Annotated in this window: 19 protein-coding genes; 11 read left to right on the top strand and 8 right to left on the bottom strand. The window is 68.6% G+C overall.

Annotation, left to right across the window (positions count from 1 at the left end; all coding sequences use genetic code 11):
- The coding region (locus NBRGI_RS24035; RefSeq protein ID WP_235211087.1) for an MFS transporter at positions 1-1,252 on the top strand (1,252 nt) is incomplete at its 5' end.
- A gap of 264 nt (positions 1,253-1,516) precedes the next feature.
- Here the strand turns inward: NBRGI_RS24035 and NBRGI_RS24030 are convergent.
- Genes NBRGI_RS24030 through NBRGI_RS23995 form a run of 8 tightly spaced genes read right to left on the bottom strand, consistent with a single transcriptional unit; the run spans position 1,517 to position 12,973 of the window.
- Positions 1,517-3,232 (bottom strand): fatty acyl-AMP ligase, encoded by a 1,716-nt coding sequence (locus NBRGI_RS24030; protein ID WP_029899493.1) that lies wholly within the window; start codon positions 3,230-3,232, stop codon positions 1,517-1,519.
- Positions 3,229-3,987, bottom strand: coding sequence for a 4'-phosphopantetheinyl transferase family protein (locus NBRGI_RS45360; protein ID WP_158439911.1), 759 nt, complete (start codon positions 3,985-3,987; stop codon positions 3,229-3,231). Before NBRGI_RS45360 ends, NBRGI_RS24030 begins: the two co-directional genes overlap by 4 nt.
- On the bottom strand, positions 3,966-4,724 hold the full coding sequence (locus NBRGI_RS24020; RefSeq protein WP_051727994.1) for a thioesterase II family protein: 759 nt from the start codon (positions 4,722-4,724) through the stop codon (positions 3,966-3,968). Before NBRGI_RS24020 ends, NBRGI_RS45360 begins: the two co-directional genes overlap by 22 nt.
- Positions 4,721-5,809: an HAD-IIIC family phosphatase gene (locus NBRGI_RS24015; RefSeq protein ID WP_051727993.1), complete on the bottom strand. Its 1,089-nt coding sequence runs from the start codon at positions 5,807-5,809 to the stop codon at positions 4,721-4,723. Before NBRGI_RS24015 ends, NBRGI_RS24020 begins: the two co-directional genes overlap by 4 nt.
- Positions 5,810-5,844: 35 nt before the next feature.
- A complete protein-coding gene (locus NBRGI_RS24010; protein WP_029899489.1) occupies positions 5,845-6,969 on the bottom strand; it encodes an acyl-CoA dehydrogenase family protein in 1,125 nt (374 codons plus the stop codon).
- Positions 6,969-7,232 carry an acyl carrier protein gene (locus NBRGI_RS24005; protein ID WP_029899488.1) on the bottom strand — a complete coding sequence of 88 codons (264 nt, stop codon included), beginning with the start codon at positions 7,230-7,232 and terminating at the stop codon, positions 6,969-6,971. The genes NBRGI_RS24010 and NBRGI_RS24005 overlap by 1 nt, the downstream gene beginning before the upstream one ends.
- 45 nt (positions 7,233-7,277) lie before the next feature.
- Complete coding sequence (locus NBRGI_RS24000) at positions 7,278-8,120, bottom strand: 3-hydroxyacyl-CoA dehydrogenase family protein (RefSeq protein ID WP_029899487.1); 843 nt, start codon at positions 8,118-8,120, stop codon at positions 7,278-7,280.
- Positions 8,117-12,973, bottom strand: a complete 4,857-nt coding sequence (locus NBRGI_RS23995; protein ID WP_158439909.1) for a type I polyketide synthase — start codon at positions 12,971-12,973, stop codon at positions 8,117-8,119. Before NBRGI_RS23995 ends, NBRGI_RS24000 begins: the two co-directional genes overlap by 4 nt.
- 469 nt (positions 12,974-13,442) lie before the next feature.
- Here NBRGI_RS23995 and NBRGI_RS23990 point away from each other — a divergent pair, with 469 nt between their 5' ends.
- The 10 genes from NBRGI_RS23990 to NBRGI_RS23945 all read left to right on the top strand — a co-directional run.
- Complete coding sequence (locus NBRGI_RS23990) at positions 13,443-14,669, top strand: 4-hydroxyphenylacetate 3-hydroxylase N-terminal domain-containing protein (protein ID WP_029899485.1); 1,227 nt, start codon at positions 13,443-13,445, stop codon at positions 14,667-14,669.
- Between the two features lie 36 nt (positions 14,670-14,705).
- The gene (locus NBRGI_RS23985; protein ID WP_158439907.1) at positions 14,706-15,719 is read left to right on the top strand and encodes a methyltransferase domain-containing protein; all 1,014 of its coding nucleotides are present in this window, start codon (positions 14,706-14,708) and stop codon (positions 15,717-15,719) included.
- The gene (locus NBRGI_RS23980; RefSeq protein ID WP_051727992.1) at positions 15,712-16,692 is read left to right on the top strand and encodes an arginase family protein; all 981 of its coding nucleotides are present in this window, start codon (positions 15,712-15,714) and stop codon (positions 16,690-16,692) included. Before NBRGI_RS23985 ends, NBRGI_RS23980 begins: the two co-directional genes overlap by 8 nt.
- Positions 16,685-17,803 (top strand): pyridoxal phosphate-dependent aminotransferase, encoded by a 1,119-nt coding sequence (locus NBRGI_RS23975; RefSeq protein WP_029899482.1) that lies wholly within the window; start codon positions 16,685-16,687, stop codon positions 17,801-17,803. Before NBRGI_RS23980 ends, NBRGI_RS23975 begins: the two co-directional genes overlap by 8 nt.
- Positions 17,790-18,926 carry an ATP-grasp domain-containing protein gene (locus NBRGI_RS23970; protein WP_148310925.1) on the top strand — a complete coding sequence of 379 codons (1,137 nt, stop codon included), beginning with the start codon at positions 17,790-17,792 and terminating at the stop codon, positions 18,924-18,926. Before NBRGI_RS23975 ends, NBRGI_RS23970 begins: the two co-directional genes overlap by 14 nt.
- A gap of 3 nt (positions 18,927-18,929) precedes the next feature.
- On the top strand, positions 18,930-19,607 hold the full coding sequence (locus NBRGI_RS23965) for a GNAT family N-acetyltransferase (RefSeq protein WP_148310924.1): 678 nt from the start codon (positions 18,930-18,932) through the stop codon (positions 19,605-19,607).
- Positions 19,588-20,880 carry a cytochrome P450 gene (locus NBRGI_RS23960; protein WP_029899479.1) on the top strand — a complete coding sequence of 431 codons (1,293 nt, stop codon included), beginning with the start codon at positions 19,588-19,590 and terminating at the stop codon, positions 20,878-20,880. The genes NBRGI_RS23965 and NBRGI_RS23960 overlap by 20 nt, the downstream gene beginning before the upstream one ends.
- Positions 20,880-21,833, top strand: a complete 954-nt coding sequence (locus NBRGI_RS23955) for an NAD(P)-dependent oxidoreductase (protein WP_029899478.1) — start codon at positions 20,880-20,882, stop codon at positions 21,831-21,833. The genes NBRGI_RS23960 and NBRGI_RS23955 overlap by 1 nt, the downstream gene beginning before the upstream one ends.
- 21 nt (positions 21,834-21,854) lie before the next feature.
- Positions 21,855-23,051: an MFS transporter gene (locus tag NBRGI_RS23950; protein ID WP_029899477.1), complete on the top strand. Its 1,197-nt coding sequence runs from the start codon at positions 21,855-21,857 to the stop codon at positions 23,049-23,051.
- Positions 23,051-24,200 (top strand): cytochrome P450 (locus tag NBRGI_RS23945; RefSeq protein ID WP_036560567.1); only part of this gene is annotated, 1,150 nt, incomplete at its 3' end. The genes NBRGI_RS23950 and NBRGI_RS23945, both read left to right, overlap by 1 nt.

Here is a 24,200-nt window from a genome sequence, read left to right as displayed (position 1 = left end):
GCGGAGCGAAGCCGTGATCGCGGGCAGCGGGGCCGCCCGCGACCGCCTTCCCGCGACGGGCGTCATCGGGCTGTGTGCGCTGATCGTCGTCGCCGAGGGCTACGACCTCATCATGTACGGTGCGATGCTGCCCGCGCTGCTCGACGAAACCGGTTGGGGGATGACCAAATCCACGGCGGGCACGGTCGGCAGCATGGTCTATGTCGGGATGACCGCCGGTGCGCTCACCGGCGGCAGGCTGGCCGATCGGTTCGGGCGGCGGCGCCCGCTGCTGGTCGCCGTCGGCTGGTTCACCGGCTGGACCGCGGCCTGCGGGCTGGCCGGCTCCGTGGCGCAACTGGGCGCGTTCCGCCTGCTCGCCGGGATCGGCATGGGCGCCGCCGCCGCGGTCGCGTTGGCGCTGGCCAAGGAGTACACCGCGCCCGGCCGCACCAGCCTGACCGTCACTGTGCTCATGGCCGGTATCCCGATCGGCGGCATCACCTCCGCGCTCGCCGGGTTGGCCCTGCTGTCCGAGCACGGCTGGCGGCCGCTGTGCTGGATCGGCGCGATCGGCTCCGCGCTGGTCCTGCTCATCGCGATCGTCTTGCTGCCCGAGTCCAGGGAATTCGCGCGCACCCGCACCCCGAGCCGGGTACGCGAACTGTTCACCGCACCCCGCGGACCGATGACGATCCTGTTCGCGGTAGCTGCGTTCGCGGAATTGCTCACCTGGTACGGGCTGAACACCTGGATCACCACGCTGATGCGGGAACTGCGCTATCCGATGACGTCGGCGCTGCAGTTCTCGCTGACGCTCAACAGCGGCGCGGTCATCGGATCGTTCGCGCTCGCCGCGGCGGCCGTGCGGTGGGGCGCGCGCCCCGTGGCGAGCGTGAGCGCGTGCGTCGCCGCGGCCATGGTCGCGGCCTGCGCCACGGGACTGTCGGACCGGCTGCTGCTACTCGCCGTCATCGCGGCGCTCGGCGCGGCCGCGCATTCGACCTTGAATCTCATCAACGCCGCTGTGGCGGACGCCTATCCGGCCGACCTGCGCGGTAGCGCGCTCGGCTGGTCCAATGGCGTCGGCAGACTCGGCGCGGTGGCCGCGCCCACCCTCGGTGGCTGGGTACTGGCCGCGACCGGGCCGCTGCAGGTTTTCCAGACCTTCATCCTGACCTCGGTCTGCGCCGCCCTTGTGCTGGCGGCGCTGACCCGCACCGGCCGCGCGAGCCGACCGGCCCCGGTCGATCGAGCGCGGGTGGCCGGATGAACACGACACCGCATCCCGGGTGGGTCGGACCGCGGAGGGGGCGGCCCGACCCACACTCCCAGCGCGCCCCACCGCCCGCGCCGCGCCGGCTTCCGTCGCCGCATCGAGGGGTTGCGGTGCGAGCGGCCGGCACCGAGGTGGCGTCGGGCGACCCGGCGGCGCGCGGACAGCGGAGGGAGGACCGCTGCCGCCCGTCCCGGCTCGACGCTCCAACCAGCCGACATCCCTTGCCCAGCAGGGGATGTCGGTTTGTAGTCGGCCGGTTCAGGACAGCGGGGACAAGGCGTTGTCGCGGTATCGGTCGCGGACCGCGTAGCGGCGGACCTTGCCGCTCGACGTGAGCGGGATGGAGCCGGGGGTGATCAGGACCACGTCGGTCAGGCGCAGGCCGTGGTGTTCGCCGATCGCGGTACGCACGGCGGTGGTTATCTCGGCTCTGGTGGCGGCGTCGGCCGGGTGGTCGCGATTCAGTTCGGCCACCAGCACCAGCTCGGGGTCGTCGTGATCGAGCACCTGAAAGGCCGCACAGCGGTCGGGCCGCAGCGCCGGGTGGCTGTCCATCGCGGTGGCTTCGAGGTCGGAGGGATAGTGGTTGTAGCCGTCGATGATGATGAGGTCCTTACGACGACCGGTGACATAGAGCTGTCCCTCGTGCACGAAGCCGAGATCGCCGGTGCGCAGGAAGTTTCCGGCATGGCCGGGGACGGTCGCGCCGAAGGTCTCGGCCGTGGCTTCCGGCGCGTCCCAGTACCGGGCGCCGACACTGTCTCCGCGCAAACAGATTTCGCCGACCTGCCCGGCCGGCAGCGGGCTGAGGGTATCGGGGTCGGCGAGCACGAACTCGTAGGCGTCGTTGAGTTCACCGCTGGCCACCAACCTGCGACCGCCACTCGGCACCGGTTCCACCCGCCCCTTGGCCAGCGCGGTCGGGTCGACCTCGACGGTGGTGAGCCCGCTGCCGCGTGGGCCGCCGGTCACCAGCAGTGTCGCCTCGGCGAGGCCGTAGCACGGGAACAGACTGGCGGCGTCGAAACCCGCGTCGCCGAAATGCTCGGCGAAGGCGAGCATCGTGTCCACCCGAACGGGTTCCGCGCCGCAGAGCGCCACCCGCAGCGGCGAAAGGTCGTATTTGCCGACCTGCGGGGCAGCCACCCGCCGCACCGCGAGCGCGAAAGAGAAATTGGGGGCGACCGTATGGGTGGCGCCGAAGCGCGACATCGCCGCTATCCAGCGCGCCGGCCGTTGCACGAAGGCCAACGGGGACATGCTGATCACGGAGGAATCGCTGTACACCGGGTAGGTCACCATGCTGAGCAGGCCCATGTCGTGGAAGGTCGGCAGCCACGCCACGCCCACTCCCGCACCGATCTTCCCGGTGACCAGTCGCAGATTGGCGAGCACGTTGCCGTGGGTGAGCACGACTCCTTTGGGCTCGCCGGTAGAACCGGACGAATATTGCAGGTGCGCAACGGTTTCGGCCGTGATGCCCGGATCGCGGTACCGGTCGGCCGTCGCCGGGTCTACCTGATCGGTGACCACGGTACGCAGCTGGGTGAACCCCTTGCTGTGCGCCAGCACCGGTGTCAGCAGCGGTTCGATATCGGCACTGGTGAGCAGCAGCCGCGCCCCGGAGTTGGCGGTGATGGACGCCAGCCGCGCCAGCGAGTCGGCCAGCTTGTTCGGCTGCGGCGGCGCCACCGGCACCGCGACCACACCGGCATACAGGCAGCCGTAGAAGGCGACGACGAATTCCAGACCGGGCGCGTAGAGCAGCAGCGCCCGTTCCCCCGGCCGGGTGACCTCGGCCAGCCGCACGGCCACCGCTCGGGCCGCCCGGTCCAGATCCGCGAAAGTCATTGCCGCACTGACTTCGTCACCGTCGCCGAGATGCCGGAACCGCACCTCGTCCGGCCTGGCGGCGGCCCGCATGGTCAGCATCTGCACGAGGGTTACCGGCTCTACCGGGAAGAAGGTTGTCATGCTTGCACTCCTGCGCTACGACGACCGAAATATGCTCTGGCCCCGTTCGATTCGGCGGGGCGCAGCGGAAAGCGCCGGGCGGGCCGGTGACTGACGAAGGCGCCGACGTGGCGCGGGCTCAAACCGAAGCGATGGACGTACCCGACGGGCAACTCGACACCGTCGACGCCGGTGACCACCGTGCGCCCGGACGCATCCGCCCCGACTTCGAGGGTGTCGGGAGATATCGTCAGCCCGCTGCCCAGCCATTTCAGGTAGCTCTCCTTGGCCACCCAGTGGTGCAGGAACCGGCGGCGGTCGGCCCGGACCAGGTCCGCCTCGGCACGGGTGAGCACTCGGGCGGCCAGCGCCACCTGATCGAAGTCGGTGTCCAGCGATTCGATATCGACGCCGACCGCGCCCGATCCGGCCACCGCGACAACGGCGCAGTCGGTCGTGTGCGTGAGATTGAATTGCAGTGCGTGGCCTGGCAATTCCGGTTTGCCGTGTACGCCCGCGGTGAATTCCAACGTGTCGGGGGCGATTCCGGTGTACGCCGCGAGCACGCGACGCAGCGTGGCCCGGATCCGAATGAAGTCGTTCGCGAACCCCGCCGTGCCGAAGCGGGTGCTGCGGTCGAGTTCCGCGGCGTCCAGTACGCGACGGTCTTGCGGCGCGCACTCCCCCGTCAGCGCCGTCCACCACAGTTCGACGTCGTCCGGCGCGATCGTCCGGCGCGGGGCCGTGCCGCCGATCACGGCGACCCCATCAGGCATTGGCGCACCCGCCGGAGCACGGCGTCGCGGTGGGTCACCGGGAAGAAGTGCCCGCCGGGCACGAGCCGGATATCGACTCCGGCCGAACCGCATTCGGCCCACGGCTCGAGCTCGGCCATGGTGACGTGCGAATCGGCGCTCCCGCTCAGCACGGTGATCGGCACGTCGAGCCGCGGGTGCGGCCGATAGTGGTAGGTCTGATCCACCCCCAGATCGGCGCGCATCAGCGCGAGCACCTGGGCGCGCATCTGTTCGTCCGCGAGTACCTCCTCGGGTGTGCCGCCGAGCCGGTACACGATCTCGAGCAGCGTCGCGTCGGAGGCCATGCGGACCCACGGTAACCGCGAAGGATGTTGTGGCGCACGACGTCCGGACACGATCAGGTGCACCGGCCGCGGTCCCGCACCGGCGGCGAGCCGCCGGGCCAGCTCGTAGGCGACGAGCGCGCCCAGGCTGTGCCCGAACAGCGCGAACGGCTCCTGCCACGCACCGTCCAGCACCGCGAGCAGGTCGTCGAGCAGCGCCCCGAGGTCCTCGAACGGCTGGTCCCGCAGCCGCAGTTCCCGGCCGGGCGGCTGCAATGGGACCACGTCGACCTCGGGACGCAACTGCTTGCGCCACGGCAGGTAGGTCGAGGCGCCCGCGCCCGCGTGCGGCAGGCAGTACAGCGTGGCGGCCGCGCCACCGGCCCCCGGATACGGCATCCATCTGCCCGCGGCGATGGTCGGCGCGCTCATGCCCGCACCTCGCTGACGCTCGGGCGGACCCCCACTTCGGGAGTCTCCACCGTCAGGTACGCCGGTGGCGGCGGGGGCGGTTCGGCCGGCGCGGCCAGCAGCGTGACACCGTCGCGTTCGCCCGCCTCGGTGAAACCGGCGAACCGGTACGTGATGTACATGATGCGATTCCGTTCCGTGGCAACGTATTCGGCGAGCAGCCGGGCACCGTGGTCCTGCGCGAGCCGGAGCACATGGTGCAACAGCACCGTTCCGACACCACGGGAGATCACCCGGCACGACATCAACAGCAGCTTCAACCGCCATTCGTGCGCACCGCGCTGCACCAGCGCGAGACCGACCTGCCCGTAGCTGCCGTAGCGATCCTCCAGCTCCGCCATCAGCAGCAGATACTCGTCGGAGGTGGCGCAGGCGGCGAGTTCCTCGGCCGAGTACATGATGCCGGTGGAGTTCAGCTGATTGGTCCGCACGACGAGTTCCTCGGCGCGACCGAGGTCCGCGGCAGCGGCCGGGCTGATCCGGAAGCGCATGCCGAGCGTGGCGAGGAATTCCTCGTTGGTGCCCGCGAAGCGCTCTTCGGCCACGCCGCGTTCGATGCTCGCCCGGTACATATGCCGCCGATTACGCGCGTCCGCGCTCACCTGCCGCGGCCGGAATTCCGGGCGATCCGCCAGCGACACAATCTCTTCGGCGTCGATACAGAGCACCTCGGGATGGGCGAACGCGACCTCGTCACGTTCCATCGCCTGGTCGTCGACGAAGGCGAGGGTATCGATCCCGATATCGAGTCGCTGAGCGATGGCGGCCACCGACACCGACTTATCGGCCCAGCCGATCTGCGGGTGCAGGAAGTAGTCGGCGATGCCGAGCTCGGTGAGTTTCGCGAGCGCGAGTTCGGGATCGTTGCGACTGGCGATCGAATGCAGTATTCCGCGTTCGTCCAGCGTGGTGATGGTTTCCCGGATACCGGGTTTCAGGTCGGTGACGGTGGCCTGCTCGAGCAGTACGCCGTCCCAGAGCGTGTGGTCGAGATCCCAGACCACGCATTTGATCTGACGGGGGCGCTTGCGCACCTCGGCGTTCATCGAATTCCCCTTCCCGCTGCGCAGATCCGGCCGACTCAAGCAATGGCGACGACCCGCGCCCGATTCAGGCACGCGTCGGTGGCGATCAGGACGTGTTGCAGCTGGGTGCTGCCTTCGATGATCTCCATGACCTTGGCGTCGCGCAGGTACCGTGCGACGGGGTACTCCTCGCTGCAGCCGCGCGCGCCGTGCAGCTGCACCGCGTCGTTCGCGGCCGCCACCGCCGCGGTCGCGGCGAACTGCTTGGCCATGCAGGTCGCCATGATGGTGTCGGGACTGCCCGCGTCCTTCAGCCGGGCAGCCTGCCACACCAGCAGCCGCGCCGCCCTGGTGTTGGTGGCGATGGTGGAGATCATCTGTTGCACCAGCTGGTGTTCGCGCAACAGCGCACCGCCCTGACGACGGGTGCTCGCATAGCGCACGCAGGCCTCCAGGCAGGCCTGCAGGAGACCGACACAGCCGGCAGCCACACTGAACCGGCCGATATCGAGGACGCCGGTGGCGATGGCGAGCCCCATTCCCTCGGGTCCGATCATCGCGTCCGGTCCCACCCGGCAGTGCTCGAAGACGATCTCGGCCACCTGACTGCCACGCGTCCCGGTGACGTGCTCGACCGGACTGCGCCGCACGCCGGGTTCGGCGGCGTCCACCAGGAAGGCCGCCGGACCTTTCGCGGTGCGGGCGAAAACTAGCAGCACGTCGGCGAGTTGGCCGCCGGTGACCCAGAGCTTGTGCCCGTTCAGCACCCACTGCTCGCCCTCGCGCACGGCCGTGGCCTGCAGCGCGGCGAAATCGCTGCCCGCGTCCGACTCGGTGAGACAGAACGCGCCGAGCGCGGCCCCCGCCACCAGATCGGCCCGCCACCGGCGCCGCATCGTCTCGCTGCCCCAGCGATCCAGCGCGTAGAGCACCATCGAGTGCACGGTCAGCAGGCTGCGCATGGCCGCGCAGCCGCGCCCGATCTCCTCGTGCAGTTCGGCCAGCACCGTCATGCCCGCCCCGGTGCCGCCGTCGGCTTCCGGCAACACCGCGCCCCAGAGACCGCGGGCGGCGAACTCCCCCACCATCTTTGCGTCGATGCGGCCCGCGCGATCGAACTCCGCGGCGCGCGGCGCCAGCACCTGGTCGACGAACGCGGTGATCTCCGCCCGCGGCCGCATCACGCCACCTCGGTCGCCGCATCCCGGCCGCCGATCCGGCCGACCAGCGCCAGCATCCGGTCCACCGTGCGGAAATTGTCCAGCATCAGTTCGTCGTTCGGAATCCGTTCGCCCAGTTGTTGTTCGATGAACATGACCAGCTCCATCGCGAACAGCGAGTTGACGAAGCCGCTTTCGAAGATGTCCCGATCGTCCTGGAGTTCACCGGCGGGAAAGCGCTTGGCGACGAATTCACGGAGTTCGGAACGGGCATCGGAGAACATGTCTGCGGTCCTGTCGGTTACGGGGGCAAGGAGGCGGGGCTGCGCTCAGGAGTACGAGAAGAAGCCCTGACCGGTTTTACGGCCGTGCAGGCCGGCGTCGACCATCTTCTTCAGCAGCGGACAGGGCCGATACTTGCTGTCGCCGTAGAACTCCTGCAGTCCTTCGATGCTGTAGAGGATGGTGTCGAGCCCGATGAGATCCGCGGTCTCCAGCGGACCCGAGGCGTGCCCGAAGCAGGAGCGGAAGATCTCGTCCACCTCGGCCGCGCCCGCCACGCCGTCCTGCAGCAGGAATATCGCCTCGTTGACCATCAGCATCAACACCCGATTGGATACGAAACCCGGCATGTCGTTCACGACGATGCCGCGCTTGCCGAGACCGTCGAGCAGGTCCTGCGCCGTCGCGATGGTGGACTCGGAGGTGTGCCAGCCGCGGATCACCTCCACCGTGGACTTCATCGGCACCGGATTCATGAAATGCATGCCCAGCACCCGGTCGGGCCGGGTAGTCGCCGCGGCGATCTTGGTGATCGGAATGCACGACGTATTCGCCGCGAACACCGTTTCGGGCGGGCAGATCCGGTCCAGCTGCGGATAGATCTCGGACTTCAACGCCCAGTTCTCGGTGATGTTCTCGATTACGAACTCCGCTGCGCCGACGTCGGCGAGATCGGTCGTGTAGGTCACCCGCTGGGTCAGATCACCGTACTTTTCGGTGTCGTGGCCGAACAACCGACCGGTGCGGTAGTACCGCAGCACCTCCTCCGCCGCACGGTCGAGCTGTTCCGGCGAGCGGTCCACGAGAACCACCGAAAAACCGTGTGCCGCAAGGTCTTGTGCGAGGCCACTGCCCATCACGCCCGCACCTATGACTCCGAGCGATTTCATGTCCGTGACTTCCTTTCCGGCGCGGTCGCGGTGAGCAGGTAGCCGGCCATCTCATCGACCGTGGGGGCCTCGAACAACGCGACGGTCGGGACGACCACGCGGAACTGTTTGTTGATCGCGTTGATCAGTTGCAGGCCGACCAGCGAATTGCCCCCGGATTCGAAGAAATTCTCGTGCAGGCCCACCTGGTCGACGCCGAGTGCCGCCTGCCACAACCGGGCGAGCTCGCGCCGATAGTCCTCGACCGTGTGGTCCGGCGCCGCCGCAGGCACGACGCCGCTGTCGAACGGATCCCCGGCGGGCACCCACGCCTCGAGCCGCTCGCGCAGTTGCCCCGCGGAGACGACCGCGCGCCGCGGTCCGCCCGCGATCAGCCGGTCGAACACCGCGAGCGCGTCCGCGGGGGCGAACGAGTAGGTATCCAACGAGGTTGCGACGCCGGGCTTTTCACCCTGCCGCACGGTCGCCTGCCAGGTGTCCCAGCACGCGGTGCGCCATGCGGACCCACCCGGCAGACCGCGCAGGGTGACGAACTGATCCTGGAAGGCGTTGGCCGCCGCGTACGCGGTGAAGCCGATGCCGCCGAGCACCGCCGACATCGAGGACAGCAGGACGACGAAGTCGGGCCGCTCGTCGCGCAGCGCGTGGGCCAGCGCGAGCGTGCCGTCCACCTTGGCCCGGAAGTGCGCTGCGACGAGTTCCGGTGTCGTGTTCTCGATCGTGGTGAAGGCGTCGGGCGTCAGCAGGCCCGCAGCGTGGATCACGCCGTCGATCGGACCGAACCGCTTGCGGGCGAGCGCGATCGCTGCGGACGCCGCCGCGCGGTCACCGATATCGCAGGGCAGCACCAGTACTTGTGCGCCCGCGCGGACCAACTCGCGCACCGCGACGGCGCGCTCGTGTCCCGTCGCGCTCGCTTGCGCGAGCGATGCCGGGTCGTCGAGATCCGGCAACGGAGTCCGGGCCAGCAGCACGAATTTGAGCCCGGACCCCGCCGCTGCCAGATGGGCGGCCATCTGGAGACCGATACTTCCTGTTCCACCCGTGATCACGTAGACGCCGCCGTCACGCACATAAGCCTCGGACTCGGCAAGCGTGCGCGGTTGCAGACGTTGCACGAGTCTGCGCCGCCCCCGCCGGGCCACGACCGCAGCCGAGCCGCGCCAATCCAGCTCGGCGACCACCGATTCCGCGAGTTCGCTCCACGAGGCGGTCGCGTCCTCGACCGGGGTGCGGACGTCGAACGTGCGCACCGCCAAGCCGGGATATTCCTGTCCCACGGTGAGCGCGGGACCGACGAGGGTGGTCTTGCCCGGATACAGCTCGTCCTCGGCATCGCAGCTCTGCGCATGATCGGTGACTACCAGGATCCGGCAGCCGTCGACACAGTGCCGGCTCAGGTGCCCGGACAGCGTCAGCAGGCTGTCGAACCCGAGCCGCTGATGCGCGCCGACACCGTGGACGGACACCGGATCGTCCTGCGGGCCCTGCACCGACCACAGGTGAACCACCGTGCGGGGTAGCAGGTTCCGGTCGGCCAGTGCCGTCGTCAACTGGGCGTAGTCGTCGGCCGCACCGGGCCGGAGTTGGTATCCGCCCGCGGTGGTAGTGGCGAATTCCGTTCCGGGAGAGACGGTTACCACATCGGCCCCGCCGAGGGCCTTGACGAGGTGCCGGGCCAGCTCGGCGCTGCACGTCTCGGGATCGGTGAAGACCAGATAGGGACCGCGGCGCTTGTTCGCACCGGTGGCGGCTCGAGTACCGACCCACTGTGGTTCGAGCACTTCGATGGTCCCGGTGCGCGCCGGGCCGGGCTCGCGCTCCGGGCGGGCCACGGGCGCATCCGGCCAGAACTGCTGATGCTGGAAGGAATACGTCGGCAACGAGACCGACGCCCCCGCCGATCCGACCCTGGACCAGTCCACGTCCACCCCGGCCGCCCACAACCGGCCCAGGGTGCGGGCGACCACCTGGCCGTCCGGGGCGCGCAGCGATGCGGCGCGCAGCGTCGGCAGGGTCACCGCGCCATCCGAGTGCGCCAGGGTCTGCGCGGCCAAACTGGCGAGCTGACCCGCCCCGAGATCGACCAGCACGCACGGATCCGAGCCGGCCAGTGTCTGCACGCCCTCGTCGAAAACCACGGTCGCGCAGAGATGCTCGGCCCAGTAGTGCGGGTCGCGCGCCTGTTCGTCGCTGATCCACGTTCCGGTCACATTGGACACGAACGGAATTCGCGGGGCACGCAACTCGATGCCGTCGAACAGCTCGAGCAGTGCCGCGCGCAGCGGCTCCAGCAGGTGCGAATGCATGGCGCGGGTGGTCGGCACGCGCAGCGCCGCGATCTCGTCGGCCGCGAGGCGCTGCTCGAGCGCGGCGACGGCGGCCTCGGTACCGGCCACGACCACCGTATTCGGACTGTTGACCGCGGCGCAGGACAGATCCGGCCCGAGGTAGTCCGCGAGCCGCTCTGCACCCATGGCCACGGTCAGCATGGCACCGGGTGCGGCGGCCGCGACGAGCTGGGCGCGCCGCACCACCAGTGGCAGCGCGACTTCGACATCGAACACCCCGGCAAGGCAGGCGGCGGTGTACTCGCCCAGGCTGTAGCCGAGCAGACCGGTCGGCTCGACGCCGCGACCGCGCCAGAGCTGCGCGGCGGCGTAACTCAACGCGAACACCGCCGCGTGCGCCAGATCGGTTCGGGACACCAATTCGTCGGAAGGAGGCGTGGTCGTGCCCCGGTTGCGCAGCGCGGCAAAGGGGTCCGACGGTGCGGGTGCCGAGTCCGGGTACAGGACCGCGCGCAGATCCATACCGAGGGGCACGGCCGCGATCTCGGCGCAGTGGTCGAGGGCGGCGCGGAAGGCGGGGTCCGCGCGGTAGAGGTCGCGGCCCATCCCGGCGAATTGATCGCCGGTACCGGGCAATACGAAGCGCACCGTAGGCGCTTGCCCGTGCGGTACCGCCGTCACCGGCACACGCCGTCCGACCTCGTCGAGCGCCTCGGCTGCCTCGAGCAACGTCTCGCACGGGACAGCAGCCCGATGCGGCATCGCCGAGCGTCCGGCCTGGAGAGTCGCCGCCACGTCGGCCGGGTGCAGGCGCGGATGGCTGCGCAGGTGCTCGGCGAGCGCGTGCGCGGTGGCGGTCACGGCCTGCGGCGAGCGCCCCGACAGCGCCAGTATGTGCCTGCGCGCTTCGTCGTTCGCTCGCACCGGGGTGGGTGGTGCGGACACGACGACGTGGGCGTTGGTGCCCGACCAGCCGAACGAGCTGACACCGGCGGTCGGGGTGCGCTCGTCCGCGTCCGGCCACGGAATGTTCTCGTGCGGCAGGCGAGCCGGACTCGCCGCCCAGTCGATCGCCGGATTCGGTTCGCGCAGATGCAGATTCCGCGGGATGGTCCGGCGGCGCAGCGCGAGCACGGTTTTCACCAGCCCCGCCATCCCGGCCGCGCCGGTCAGATGGCCGACGTTGGTCTTCACCGCGCCGACGTACAGCGGCCGTTCGCGGATCCGCGCGGTGCCGAAAACCTCGGTCAGCGCGGCGATCTCGATCGCGTCACCGAGTTGGGTGCCCGAGCCGTGCGCTTCGACGTAGTCCACGCTGCCGGCGTCGATTCCGGCGTTGCGGTGTGCCGCCCGGATCACCGCGACCTGCGCGGCGCGGTTCGGCGCGGTCAATCCGTTACTGGTGCCGTCCTGATTCACGGCCGACCCGCGCACCACGGCGAGGGGCTGGTGCCGGCGTGCTCGGACGTCGGCCAGCCGCTCGACGACGACCGCCCCGCAGCCTTCGCCGAGCAGGAAACCGTCAGCCCGGGCATCGAAGGTCTTGCAGCGCCCGTCCGCGGCGAGCATCCGCATCTTGCACGCCTGCAGGTAGGTGTCGGGGTGCACGATCGCGCTGACACCGGCCACCACGGCGCGATCGCATTCGCCGGTGCGAATGCTGTTGATCGCCAGGTGCAATGCGACCAGCGAGGACGAGCAGGCGGTGTCGACCACCATGCTCGGGCCGCGTAGGTCGAGCAGATAGGACAGCCGCCCCGCCACCACACTGGTCGCGCTGCCCAGCCCCACATAGGGGTCGTCGAGTTCGCCGGGACCGCCGCGGTCCACCAGCAGGTGCGCGTAGCGACTGTCGGCCATCATGCCGACGAAGACGCCGGTCCGGCTCTCCCGGATCCGGTCCGCGGGGATAGCGGCGTCTTCGAGTGCCGCCCAGGCGGTTTCCAGCAGCATCCGCTGTTGCGGATCCATCCGCAGGGCCTCGCGCGGTGAGATGCCGAAGAACTGCGCGTCGAATCCCGCGAGGTCGTCGACGAACGCGCCGCGGGTGGTGTAGGCCGTTCCGGGCGCGTACGGGTCGGGATCGAAGAATCGCTGGGCGTCCCAGCGGGCGCGCGGCACGTCCGTCGCGGCATCGACGCCGTCGGCGAGATTGCGCCAGAACAACTGTGGCGTGTTCGCCCCGGCCGGAAACCGGCAGGCCATCCCGGCGATGCAGATCGTGTCCTGGTCGTCGGGTGGTGGTCCACCGGTCGCGTGGGCGGCCACCGGTCGTTCGCTTGTGCTCGTGCGGCCCGGATTCGTATCTGCAAGCGCCGCACCGAGTTGCGCCACCGTCGGATGCTCATAGAGCAGGGTTTCCGGGAGCTTGCGGTCGAGCCACTCCTCCAATTCACCGGAGAGACCCACCGCGTCCGAGGAGGTCAATCCGTATGCGGCGAAGGTGGTGGTCCGATCGATCGTCGCCGGATCCGCGCCGACGATCTCACCTATTCTTCCGGACAGCCATTCTTCGATCGCCGCTCGATCGATGGCACCGGACCCCACCCGATTCGTCTCCACCAATACCGCCCTTCCACCTTCGGGGTGCATGGCCCGGCCCGCGCGCGTCGGTTACCGGCCGAATTTGTCACAAGCTTTCGCCGGACACCCGAATCAGGGAAAGCTCAGCCCCCGTCGGCCCGAATCTAGCACCGACACACCCACCTCGCAACGCTGCTGGGCGCATACTCCTGAGAAGCTGGTGTTGAATGAGAGGCGTTGCGACAGAAGTTATTACACGCGCCGGCGGGCTGGCATTCTCGTCGTTTCGGCGATATCGGCAACCCCCCGGTCAGGGGGTTTTCATCACTCTCGCGAGCGAGGCATGCTACAGGTTGTCCATCTCGAGAGCGGGGGTTTCTATGCATTCGACCTGATTCATAGGGGTATACACACCGCTCGGGCCGCAGCACAGATAGCCGCAAGGTTACTCATCTGCCCGGACACCCCGTCAACGGTAGTTATCCGGGTTGCAGGCTAAGGAAATCCATTGGAAACTCAGCAGATCACCTGCTCGACCGACAGTATTTCGACGGCGCGCGCGGCGACCGATCGCACGCCATTTGCAAAGACCCTGGACGGGCTGCGGACCAATCCGGAACTGAAATTGTTCTGGGACTGCATCTGGACGCCACCAACGACCAGAGATCAGTTCTTCGAGTACGCCGGACAACTGCGCCGATTCGCCACCTACAGCGGTGGACTGCTCGGGCGCAGCCCCGATTTCCTGGCCGGTATCGTCTCCGCATGGGCCACCAATGCCACTCATTTCGGGGAAAACGCTGACCGTGTCCAGGAGTTCCATCGCGGGTGCCGCGCAGCCAATTCGATCCTCACCCATGCGATTTCCGATATTTCCGAACGCGGGCGCATTTCCGAGCACCATCTGCTGCGGGTCGTCGGACGGGATTCCGACGGCATCTATCTGAGCGGTTTCAAGCAGCTGGCCACCCTCGCGCCATACGCCGACGTCCTGCTGATCTACCCCTACCGCATGCTCTCGCAGACCGAGACGTCCACCGCGCTGTGCGTCGCCGTCGAGCCGGGCAGCGACGGCGTCAAGGTGCACGCACGACCGGGTTTCCGTGGCGCACACGAAATTCCGGACGAGTCGATCGACGTGCTCGACGAGCAGGACGCGATCATCGAGCTCGACCATGCCTTCGTGCCCAACGCCAACGTGTTCATCGACGGCTCGGTCGAGCAGTGCAATACGTTCCGGGCCCGCACCGGCATGACCCACCCCGCCTGGGTGCAGGCGCTGGCACGGATGTCGGCCAAGGCGCAGCTGTATCACGAACTCGCACAGCGGGTCCTGGACGGCGGGCCGACCTCGGCCAAGGAGCCCGCGGTGCTGCTGGCGAAGCTGCGCCGGTTCGCCACGAGCACCGAGCGGGATTTCGCCGCTGCCCTCGAATCCGCGACCTTCGATGAGCGCTACGGCTTCTGGGCCGCCGATCGCACCACGCTGCTGCAGGGCATCGGCAACTTCACCGACCGCATCGAGGGCGCGGCGGCACTGCTGTCCCAGATCGCCGGATTGGACCTCATCTGCCCTAAACCCGGTCGGACCAGCGGGCAGGGCCTGTTGCCCGTCGCGCCGCAGCTCTCCGATTGGACGCTGTTCACCAACTTGTCCTCGGGGGCCTACGGATACCGGCAGAACAAGTACGAACTCGCGTTCGTCGGGGATCCCGATCGGCTCGCCGCTGGCTGACCCGCGCAGAACTACCGCAAGAGAGGTATGAACCACATGCTCACCCGGAATCGCCTGATCGAAGCGCTGGAACCGTTCAGCGGATTCGTGCAGTCGGCTGTGCTGTACAACCTGATCGAGCACGGCATCCTCGAACAGATCGTCGTGAACGGCGTCCCGGCCCGCAAAGCGCTGGAGGCGGTCGTGACGACGCCGGAGCGGGTCGAGGCGCTGCAACTGTTCCTGCGCACCGCGGGATACACCGAGGACGACCGCGCCACGGACAAGCTGGTGCAGATCTGGGAGGCCCGCGGCTGGTATCAGATGATGATCGGCGGCTACGGGCGGACCTTCCTCGAGATCGGCCAGGGCTTCACCGACCCGGCGGCGGTGCCCCGCGACGGCCGTATGGTCGGGGTCGGCAGCTGCGCGATCAGCGTGCACGACGCGATCCCGCTGATGTACCGGGTGCTCGACCAGCGCGGGAAGACCTACCGCAGCGGCATCGACCTGGGCTGCGGCAGCGGCATCTTCCTGACCACACTGGCCGAGAAATATCCGGACATGCGACTCACCGGCATCGAGCCGAGCCCCGAAGGCGCCGCGGCCGCAGTGGAATTCGTCGCGGGCTCGCTGCACGCGGACCGGATCGGCATCGTGAACGCGGACGCGATCGGCCATCTCGAACACACCGACTCGCACTACGACTTCGGCATCATCAGCTTCGTCATCCACGAGATCCTCGGGCAGGAGGGCGAGGCGGGCGTGCGAAAGTTCCTGCGCACCCTCTTCGACAACAACCCCGGGCTGGAACTGCTCGTCATCGACATCGACTACTGCTGGGACAACGCGGAAGCGATGAAGGACCCCCACCGCACGAACTACTACAACCACTATTTCCTGTTGCATCCGTTCACCGACCAGCGCTTGGCGACCAAGCAGTACTGGCTCGGCCTGTTCGACAGCGAAGGGCTCGAGGTGGTGGCCGCGGACGTGGACACGCCCGGCCTCGACGAAACCGGGATCGTGACGGCAATCCTGTTGCGGTCCAAGGACTCCGACGATGACTGACTACACCGACAGCCAGGCGGTCTGCCGGTTGAGCTCGGGCCCGCGCACCTTCTTCCGGCTCCCCTATCGGCCGGTGCGCGAGCTCACCTCCGGCGACGGTGTCGATGCCGTCATCCTGGGGGTGCCGATCGACGGCGCGACGGGCTATCGCAGCGGCGCCCGATTCGGTCCGGAGGCGGTGCGCGCCGCGAGCACGCTCGCCCGGTTGGGCAGCCGGGAACGCGATCTGGTGATCACCGACCTGCTGTCGGTCGTCGACGGCGGCGATGTGCACATTATCCCGGGGTATCACCTGCAAACCCTCGAGCTGATCGAGCAAGGCGTCGACGCCGTGCACGCGATCGGCGCGCTGCCGATCCTGGTGGGCGGCGACCACAGCCTCGCGATCGCCGAACTCCGCACTGCGGCAAGGCATCACGGGCCGCTCTCGCTGGTACAGCTGGATGCCCACCGCGACGTGCTGGACAACTACTTCGGCGTCGAGCACTTCCACGGCACGGTCTACCGGCGGGCGGTCGACGAAGGCCTGATCGACCCGACGACCAGCGTGCAGATCGGCATGCGCGGCAGCGTGCCCCGCGAGGATCTGGCCCCGGACGGCATGGGATTCACCGTGATCCACAGCGACGAGGCACTCACGCTCGGCTGCCGGGAGCTCGGCCGGATCGTGCGGGACAAGGTCGGCGACAATCCGGTCGCACTCACCTTCGACATCGACTTCGTCGATCCGTCGTGCGCGCCCGGCACCGGCACCCCCGAGGTCGGCGGGCCTTCGTCGGCCTTCGCGCTGCAACTGCTGCGCGAGCTCGACCTGCCGAACATTCGGACCGTCTCGCTGGTCGAGATCTCCCCGCCCTACGACTCCGCCGATATCACCGCACATCTCGGCGTCGCGGTGATCTTCGAGATCATGGCGCTCGCCGCGGCCGCCCGGCGCACCCGGATACAACAGGATGGTCGTCTGCATGCCTGACAACATCACCGACCTGGAGGTCAGGGCGCTCGTCGACGGTGTCAACCTGTCCGACGGACACCCTCGAATGTCGCTGTCCACCAGCCAATCCGAGATCGTGGCCGCCTTCCCGGAGATCTTCGCGCACACCCGCAAACTGCCGGTGGACGTGGTCGAGAAGAGTGCGCGGGCCGCGTTCCTGTCCTCCATCGGGCAGCACAGCGCGCTCGACGAGGACATCAGCTTTCGCAGCTGCTACTCCTCCTCCACCGCCATCGACATGATCGGCAAGGCGATTCGCCTCGCCGATCGCCCGGTGGCCATGGTCGAGCCGACCTTCGACAACCTGCACGACCTGCTGGCCGGCCACGGCCTGCGCATCCGCTCGGTAGCCGAAAACGCCTTGGCCGACGGGCCGCTCGACGACATACCGCCGCCGGGCGGGGTGCTGTTCATCGTCTCGCCGAACAATCCGACCGGCACCGTGCTCGCGCCGGACCGGCTGCGCGATATCGCGGCCGCGTGCGCCGAGCGCGGCACCGTGCTCGTCATCGATTCGTGCTTCCGGGCACAGGATCTGCGCGCGCAGTACGACATGTACGCCGTGCTCGGCGGCTTCGCGCTCGACTGGGTGATCATCGAGGACACCGGAAAGCTCTGGCCCCTGCAAGAACTCAAGACCGGGTTCCTGAATTGGAACGCGGGCAACCCGCTGCCGTTGGCCAGGATGTACTCCGACCACATGCTCTCGGCCTCGCCGTTCATTCTGCGGGTGGTCGAACTGTTCGCCGAGGACGGCAGGCACGGCGGCTACGACCAACTGCGCGACGATATCCAGCGCAACCGCGCCCTGGCCCGCGAGAACATCAATCTGCCGCCCGCCTATCCGGATTCGCGGATCTCGGTGGACACATTCCGGCTGCCCGCGGGCGTCGCCGCCAACGCGCTGTATACCGACCTGGGCGAGGTCGGGGTACACGTGCTGCCCGGCGAGCTGTTCTACTGGGAGCAGCCGAATCTCGGCACCGACCTGATCCGTATATCGCTGGCACGCGATCCGGAAGCCGTCGTCACGGGCTGCCAGCGCGTCGACCAGCACCTAGAGGCATGGAGGCGTGTTGTCATCAGGTGAGCGCGCGACGGTGGTCCTGCTGCAGGCGAAGCAATCGCTCGGCAGCGAAGGACTGGCCGACTTCGGAGCGGCCGTAGCGGCGACGGGCGCCCGGCTACGGATCCTGCGGACCGGCGAGGTGCCGCTGGTCCGCGACGCCGAAGTGACCCTGGACGACCTCGGCGAGCAGTACATCGCCGAGATCGACAAATGGCGGTCGCTGCTCCCGGACGGGACGAGCGCCGTCGTGACCAACGACGAGTATCTGCTGGGCCTCGCCGCCCAGCTGTGCGGGGAGCGCGGCCTGCCGACGGCGGTGCCCGGCTCGCTGGAGAATTACCGGCACAAGGGGCAGATGCGGCGCGCGCTGGAAGCGGCCGCCGTCCCGGTGCCCGAGTCGCTGATCGTGGCGGCGGGCGCCGTCGAAACGACCGCCGGATTCACCGGGTTCGGCGATGACGAACTCGTCATCGTCAAACCGGCCGCGGAGGCCAATCTGCGCGGCATCCGGATCGAGCCGTTCGGCGCCGTCGATCCGGTCGCGCTCGGCGACGGGCTTATCGAACGGTTGCTCGGCGGGCCGCAATATCATTCGGAAGTGCTCGTGGTGAACGGCACTGTGACGCACCTGTTCTCGGGGCTCTACATCCGCTCGCTGCTGGACCTGACCACGGGCGGGCCCTCCGGCTCGGCCCGGGTCGCACCCGAGCTCGAGGCCCGGCTGGCCGATCTCGCGATCCGCACCTGCACCGCACTCGGACTCGACGGCACGTTCACCGCACACGTCGAATACCTCTCCAGCGGACCGGCGTTCGCCGATGTCGTGGTCAGCGAGGTGTGCGCGCGGGCGTCCGGCGGCGAGGTGCCGTTCCAATCGAGGATCATCACCGGTATCGATCTCGAGCTGCTGAATCTGCGAATCCAGGCCGGACTCGACTGGTCCGAGCCGAAGGTGGACGCCGACGCCTCGGGCGGCTGGTTGTGGCGCGTCGGCAGGCCGATCGCGGGCGCCGACCGCATCGACGAGCTGCCGGTCGAGGCGACGTTCGATCACATCCGCCTCGGCGGGCGGGCCCGGCTCAGCGGCCGCACCGACGCCGTCCTGACCGCACTCGAGCTGCTGGCGGTCGCGAATGAGGGGTGAGCTGTGGCAAGCAGGCGACAACCCATAGATCGGTCCCGGCGGCGCGGGAAACCGCTGACCGACTTCGCCTTTCAGGAATGGAAGGTGCCGACGCTGCCACCGCCGTGGGAGTTGACCCCGGTTACGCCGGACACCACCGCGGAGATCGACCAGGTGGTCGAGTGGATGGCCCGACCGCACGTGCAGTTCGCCATGCACAAGGACTGGGATCGGGAGGGCTGGCAGGCCGAGATCGAATTCCAGTTCTCCGACAACAAGACTCGGCCGTTCCTGGTCGGGCAGAACGGACAGCGCGGCGGCTACGTCGAGCTCTACCGGGCGGCGCTGGACGTAGTCGCCGACTACTACGACACGCCGGACCTCGACATGGGTATGCACGGATGCATCGGCGAACCCGACTATTTCGGGTACGCGCTGCCGTTCTGGGTCGCGCTCATCGCCGGGATCTTCGAGACCTATCCGGAGTGCACCGGGGTGATCTCCGACCCGTCCGCCGCCAACCAACTGGTACGTGCGCTGGACCGCAGCGTCTGCAAAGTGGTGGACGGCCACGAACTCGGCGAGGTGGACCTGCCGCACAAGCAAGCCGCATTGTTCCGCTTCGAACGCGAAAATTTCTATGCCGCAATGCAACGACAAGGGGGTGTCGACGTTGTCCTCCGTGAGCTCGGTGGTCACTGATCCGATTCGCTGGTTCCTGCTACACGGCCCACTGCGGTTGCTGCCCGATTCGATGCTCGGCGACGGCAACGATGTGGGCCGGCTGTTCCTGCGCCCCCCGGAGAAGGGCGATCCGTACCGGGCGATCCTGACCAAGATCGGCGCGGACGCCGGCGTGCACGACAGCGCCGCGGGCCTGGTCGTCACCGGATACGAAGAGAGCGAGGAGATCCTGCGCAGCGCCGACTGGTCCGCCGACCAGCCGGTGGCGATTCCGCCCGCCGCGGGGCTCTACCGCTGGCTGACCCGGCGTTCGGTGCCGATCGCGCTCGACGCTCCCGCCCTCGTCTTCATGGACCCGCCCGAGCACACCCGATTGCGCAAACTGGTGTTCCCGATGTTCACCCATCGTGCCGTGACGGCGTCCATCGACGTGATCACCGGCCACACCGCGGCCGTGCTCGCCGAGCTCGAGGGACGCGAGCAGATCGACCTGGTCGCGGATTTCGCCCGCAAGATCCCGATCCGGGTGATCTCGGATTTCCTGGGCATCCCGGACCTGGGCGAGGACATGCTCGACGCGCTGGGCGGGCACGGGGCCAAGCTGCTCGATGTCGGGATCACCTATCCGGACTACCGGCGCGGTATGACGGTGGCCCGCAAGTTCACCGACTTCGTGCTCGACTGCCGCACCGACCCCGACCGGCTCCGCGACGGGTTCCTCAAGGACTGCGTGCGCATGCACCTCGCCGGCGAGCTGACCTTCCCGGAGCTGTTGACCCTGGTGGGTTTCGTGTTCGCGGCGGGGTTCGAGACCACGGTCAGCTTCATCGCCAATTCCATTGTCACCGTGCTCGAACACGGTATCGGCGACGAGGTGCTCGAAGACGGCCGTTTGACCGACCCCTGGTTCGAGGAGCTGTTGCGCTACGACTCCCCCATCCAGCTGACGCACCGCACCGCACGGGTGGAAACCAAGGTCGGCGACCGGGTCGTCGCACCCGGCACCGGCGCGCTGATCTGGGTCGGCGCAGTCAATTACGACACTCGTGCCTATCCGAACCCGGGCCGGCTCGACGTCGGCAATGTGGCAGCGCGCACCAGCATGAGCTTCTCCACCGGCGTACACCGTTGCCTGGGTGCGTCCCTGGCGAAGGTGCAGGGACAAGTGGCGGTCGGCAGCTTCCTGTCCGCCTACCCCGAGGCCAGGTTGCTGCCGGGCCGCCAATGGCGGGATTCTGTGGTACTGCACGGACATATCCGCGTTCCACTGGCGTTGACCGCCGGACGCTGATGCGGCCCGTCACGGTGGATCGGTCGACGCTCTACTGCCTGGGCGCGTCGACCGATCCCGCCACGATCGCGGGCCCCCTGCGCGATGCGCAGGTGCGCGTCGAAACGGTGCCGCCCGGAACTCCGCTCGCCCACAACATGGTCGCGCTCGCGGCACACGACCTCACCGCGACTGAGCTGGCCGAGATCGCGGCCGCGACCAGGGATTGCTGGGTGCACCTGGTCTCCTCCGCGCCCACCTACCCGCACGTTCGGACCCTCGCGCGCGAAAACCTGGTGACGCGCAGCGCCAGAGCGTATGCACCCGCACTGACGGAATATGTGGTCACCCAGCAGGTACTGCACTGCGCCGCAGGCACATTCGAGGACATGCCCAAACCGTTCCATCGGCGCGCGGCGCTCGTCGTGGGGTACGGCGCGTTCGGGCGCACCGTCGCTGAAACATTGACGGGACTCGGTGCCGCGGTGACGGTGGTCCGTCCGCGATCCGGTGCCGCACATCCGCTCGGCACCGCGGCGGCCGTGCCGCTCGACCGGTTGCCGGGCCGCTTCGCGCACCTGATGGTCGTTGCGCTGCCAGGCCTTCCCGAACTGGTCGACTACATCGGCGACACCCTGTTCGGCCTGCTGCGCCACGACGGGCATCTGATCAATCCCGCGCGCTGCGCACCCGTCGACGCCGACGCGCTGCTGCGCTGGCTGGCCGCGGGGACCGGGCGGCTCACCAGCGATGTCGAGACCGACGAGCGCACCGAGCTGTTGCGGCCGTGGATCGACAAGGGCCGCGTCACGCTGACACCGCATATCGCCTGGCGGCCCTGGGACGGTGATCCGCTGTATCACCGGGACTGGTCGGCGATCTTCGTCACGGGAACCCGCGATCGATCGACAATGGGCGAGCGGTCGCTGCGCCTGGACCCGGACAAGATCGCCACGGACTTTCTCATCCCCTGACCACCCGCCCTTGGAGGCCCGATGCCGTTCTGGTTGATAGCGCTCACCTTCGCCGTATTCGTCTTCTACACCGACGACTACATGATCGCCGGTGTGCTCCCCGAGCTGGCCGCCGACCTCGGCATCTCGGAATCCGCCGCGGGACAGCTCGTTTCGATCTATTCGCTGGTGCTGGTGATCGGTGCGCCGCTGATCGCGTTCGCCTCGGCCCGGCGCAGCCGCTTCGGCGTCTTCGTCGCCGCATCGGCCGTTTTCGTCATCGCGAATCTGCTGGCCGCCCTGGTCGATTCGTTCTGGCAGCTGATGCTGCTGCGGGTGCTCGCCGCGGGTGCGGCCGCCGCCTGTCTGCCCGCGATGTTCGCCCTCGCGCCCATGCTGGCGCCACCGCAGAAGCGCAGCTCCTACATCGGCATCGTGTCCACCGGCATCGTCGGCGCGCTGGCGGTCGGCGTGCCGTTCGGCACGTTGTGCGCCAGCGTGTTCGGCTGGCGCGGTAATTTCGTCGTGTTCGCCGGGTTGAGCGTGCTGTCGACGGCGCTGCTGTTCGGGGTCCGCGCACAGCTCGACAAGCCCGGCGAATTGGTCTCTGCGCGAACACATCTACAGGCACTGTCCAGTCGTCCGGTGGTCACCGTGCTGCTGGGCAACACCATCCTGCTCGGCGGCGCGCTGATGATGTTCACCTACTTCGGCCCGTTCGCCGCCGACTTCTCGAATTCGTCGCTACGCCAACGCGGTCTGCTGTTCGCAGTGGCCGGTGTCGCGGGTTTGCTCGGCTCGGTCGCGGGCGGCGTCTACGTGGACAAGAAGGGACCCTCGGCCGCGCTGCGAATCGGCTTCGGACTGTTCCTCGGCACCATGGTCGTGTTCTCCGTGCTCACCGCGTTCGCCCCGATCCCGCTGCCGGTGCTCGTGCTGCTGACACTGGTGTGGTCGCTGTCGCTCTACTGGAACGCACCGGCCATGCAGACCATGCTGCTCGATTCCGCGCCCGATTCGGCGACCCAGGTCCTGGCGCTCAATTCGTCGTCGACCTACCTGGGCGTCACTCTCGGCAGCATCGCCGGCGGCGTCACCCTCTCGTTGTTCAGTCCATTCGCCCTGCCGATCGCCGCCGCGGCGCTCAGCGCGGTCGCCTTCGTCGTCATCGAGGGCTATGCGCGGCGCGCGGGCGCGGCGGGGCGGCCTCAGCCCGATTCGGCGGAAAGGACCACCTGATGACCGGCGCATACCCACCGGCACCACGACTACCGCGACTGATCCAGACGGTGTTGCACACCAAGCGGCACGCCCAGTTCCTCGGCGCGCAGGCGCGCCGCTTCGGCGATGTCTTCACCGTGCGGCTGCTGCCTCCCTATCCGGACCGTATCGTGGTGTTCTCCCGGCCCGACCACATCAAGGAGATCTTCGCCGCCGCTCCGGCGGATCTGCATGCGGGCGAAGCGTATCGGGAGCTCGCGATGATCATGGGCGAGCATTCGGTGCTGCTGACCGACGGCCGCGAACACGCCCGCGCCCGCCGATTGCTGATGCCCGCCTTCACCGGTGCGGCCCTCAACGGTTACCGCGCCCTGGTCGAGGACATCACCAAAACCCAGGTGGAGCGGTGGACCGCCGGGAGTACCGAACACCTCCTCGCGCGCATGGAAGATCTGACGCTGGACGTGATCACCCAGGTGGTCTTCGGCGTCGCCGACGAACGCCGCCGAGCCGAGCTGACACCGCAGCTGCGTCGCGTCACCGCGATCAGTCCCGTCGTGCTGCTCGGCTGGAAATGGCAGTGGCTGCGGCGGTTCGGGCCGTGGCGCCGCTTCGCCGAGACGCTCACCGCCATCGACGACCTGCTCTACGCCGAGATCGCCCGTCGCAGAACCCAACCCGACGTCGACCAGTACGCCGACGTGCTGTCCCGGCTGCTCGCGGTGGGTTCCGGGGACGATCCCACCACCGAACCGCTCAGCGACGCGGAACTGCGCGACCAGCTCGTCACGTTGCTGCTCGCCGGACACGAAACCACCGCGTCCGCACTGTCCTGGGCCTTCCACGAATTGGCCGCCGCGCCCGCGGTGCAGGACCGGGCGCGGCAGGCGAGCCGCGACGGTGACGACAAATATCTCGAAGCGGTGATGAAAGAGGCGCTGCGCCACCGCATGGTGATCGGCCGGGTACAACGCCAGCTCACCCGCGACCTGACCATCGGCGGGGTCGCCCTGCCGCGCGGCACCAGAGTGTCGACCTCGATCGTCCTGGCGCACCAGAACCTGGCCAATCACCCCGAGCCGCAACACTTCCGACCGGAGCGCTTCCTCGACGGCGACGTCACACCGCAAACCTGGCTGCCGTTCGGCGGCGGCGTACGCCGCTGCC

This window comes from Nocardia brasiliensis IFM 10847 (genome assembly GCF_000710915.1).
GTDB lineage: Bacteria > Actinomycetota > Actinomycetes > Mycobacteriales > Mycobacteriaceae > Nocardia > Nocardia brasiliensis_A.
The sequence above is the reverse complement of the archived record's forward strand: the minus strand, read 5'-3'. Positions and strand labels throughout refer to the sequence as shown.

Bases quoted from the DNA above. Each gene is read 5' to 3' on its own strand.
- NBRGI_RS24030 (WP_029899493.1), bottom strand. From the start codon at position 3,232: ATGACAACCTTCTTCCCGGTAGAGCCGGTAACCCTCGTGCAGATGCTG.
- NBRGI_RS45360 (WP_158439911.1), bottom strand. From the start codon at position 3,987: ATGCCTGATGGGGTCGCCGTGATCGGCGGCACGGCCCCGCGCCGGACG.
- NBRGI_RS24020 (WP_051727994.1), bottom strand. From the start codon at position 4,724: ATGAGCGCGCCGACCATCGCCGCGGGCAGATGGATGCCGTATCCGGGG.
- NBRGI_RS24015 (WP_051727993.1), bottom strand. From the start codon at position 5,809: ATGAACGCCGAGGTGCGCAAGCGCCCCCGTCAGATCAAATGCGTGGTC.
- NBRGI_RS24010 (WP_029899489.1), bottom strand. From the start codon at position 6,969: ATGCGGCCGCGGGCGGAGATCACCGCGTTCGTCGACCAGGTGCTGGCG.
- NBRGI_RS24005 (WP_029899488.1), bottom strand. From the start codon at position 7,232: ATGTTCTCCGATGCCCGTTCCGAACTCCGTGAATTCGTCGCCAAGCGC.
- NBRGI_RS24000 (WP_029899487.1), bottom strand. From the start codon at position 8,120: ATGAAATCGCTCGGAGTCATAGGTGCGGGCGTGATGGGCAGTGGCCTC.
- NBRGI_RS23985 (WP_158439907.1), top strand. From the start codon at position 14,706: ATGCTCACCCGGAATCGCCTGATCGAAGCGCTGGAACCGTTCAGCGGA.
- NBRGI_RS23980 (WP_051727992.1), top strand. From the start codon at position 15,712: ATGACTGACTACACCGACAGCCAGGCGGTCTGCCGGTTGAGCTCGGGC.
- NBRGI_RS23975 (WP_029899482.1), top strand. From the start codon at position 16,685: ATGCCTGACAACATCACCGACCTGGAGGTCAGGGCGCTCGTCGACGGT.
- NBRGI_RS23955 (WP_029899478.1), top strand. From the start codon at position 20,880: ATGCGGCCCGTCACGGTGGATCGGTCGACGCTCTACTGCCTGGGCGCG.
- NBRGI_RS23950 (WP_029899477.1), top strand. From the start codon at position 21,855: ATGCCGTTCTGGTTGATAGCGCTCACCTTCGCCGTATTCGTCTTCTAC.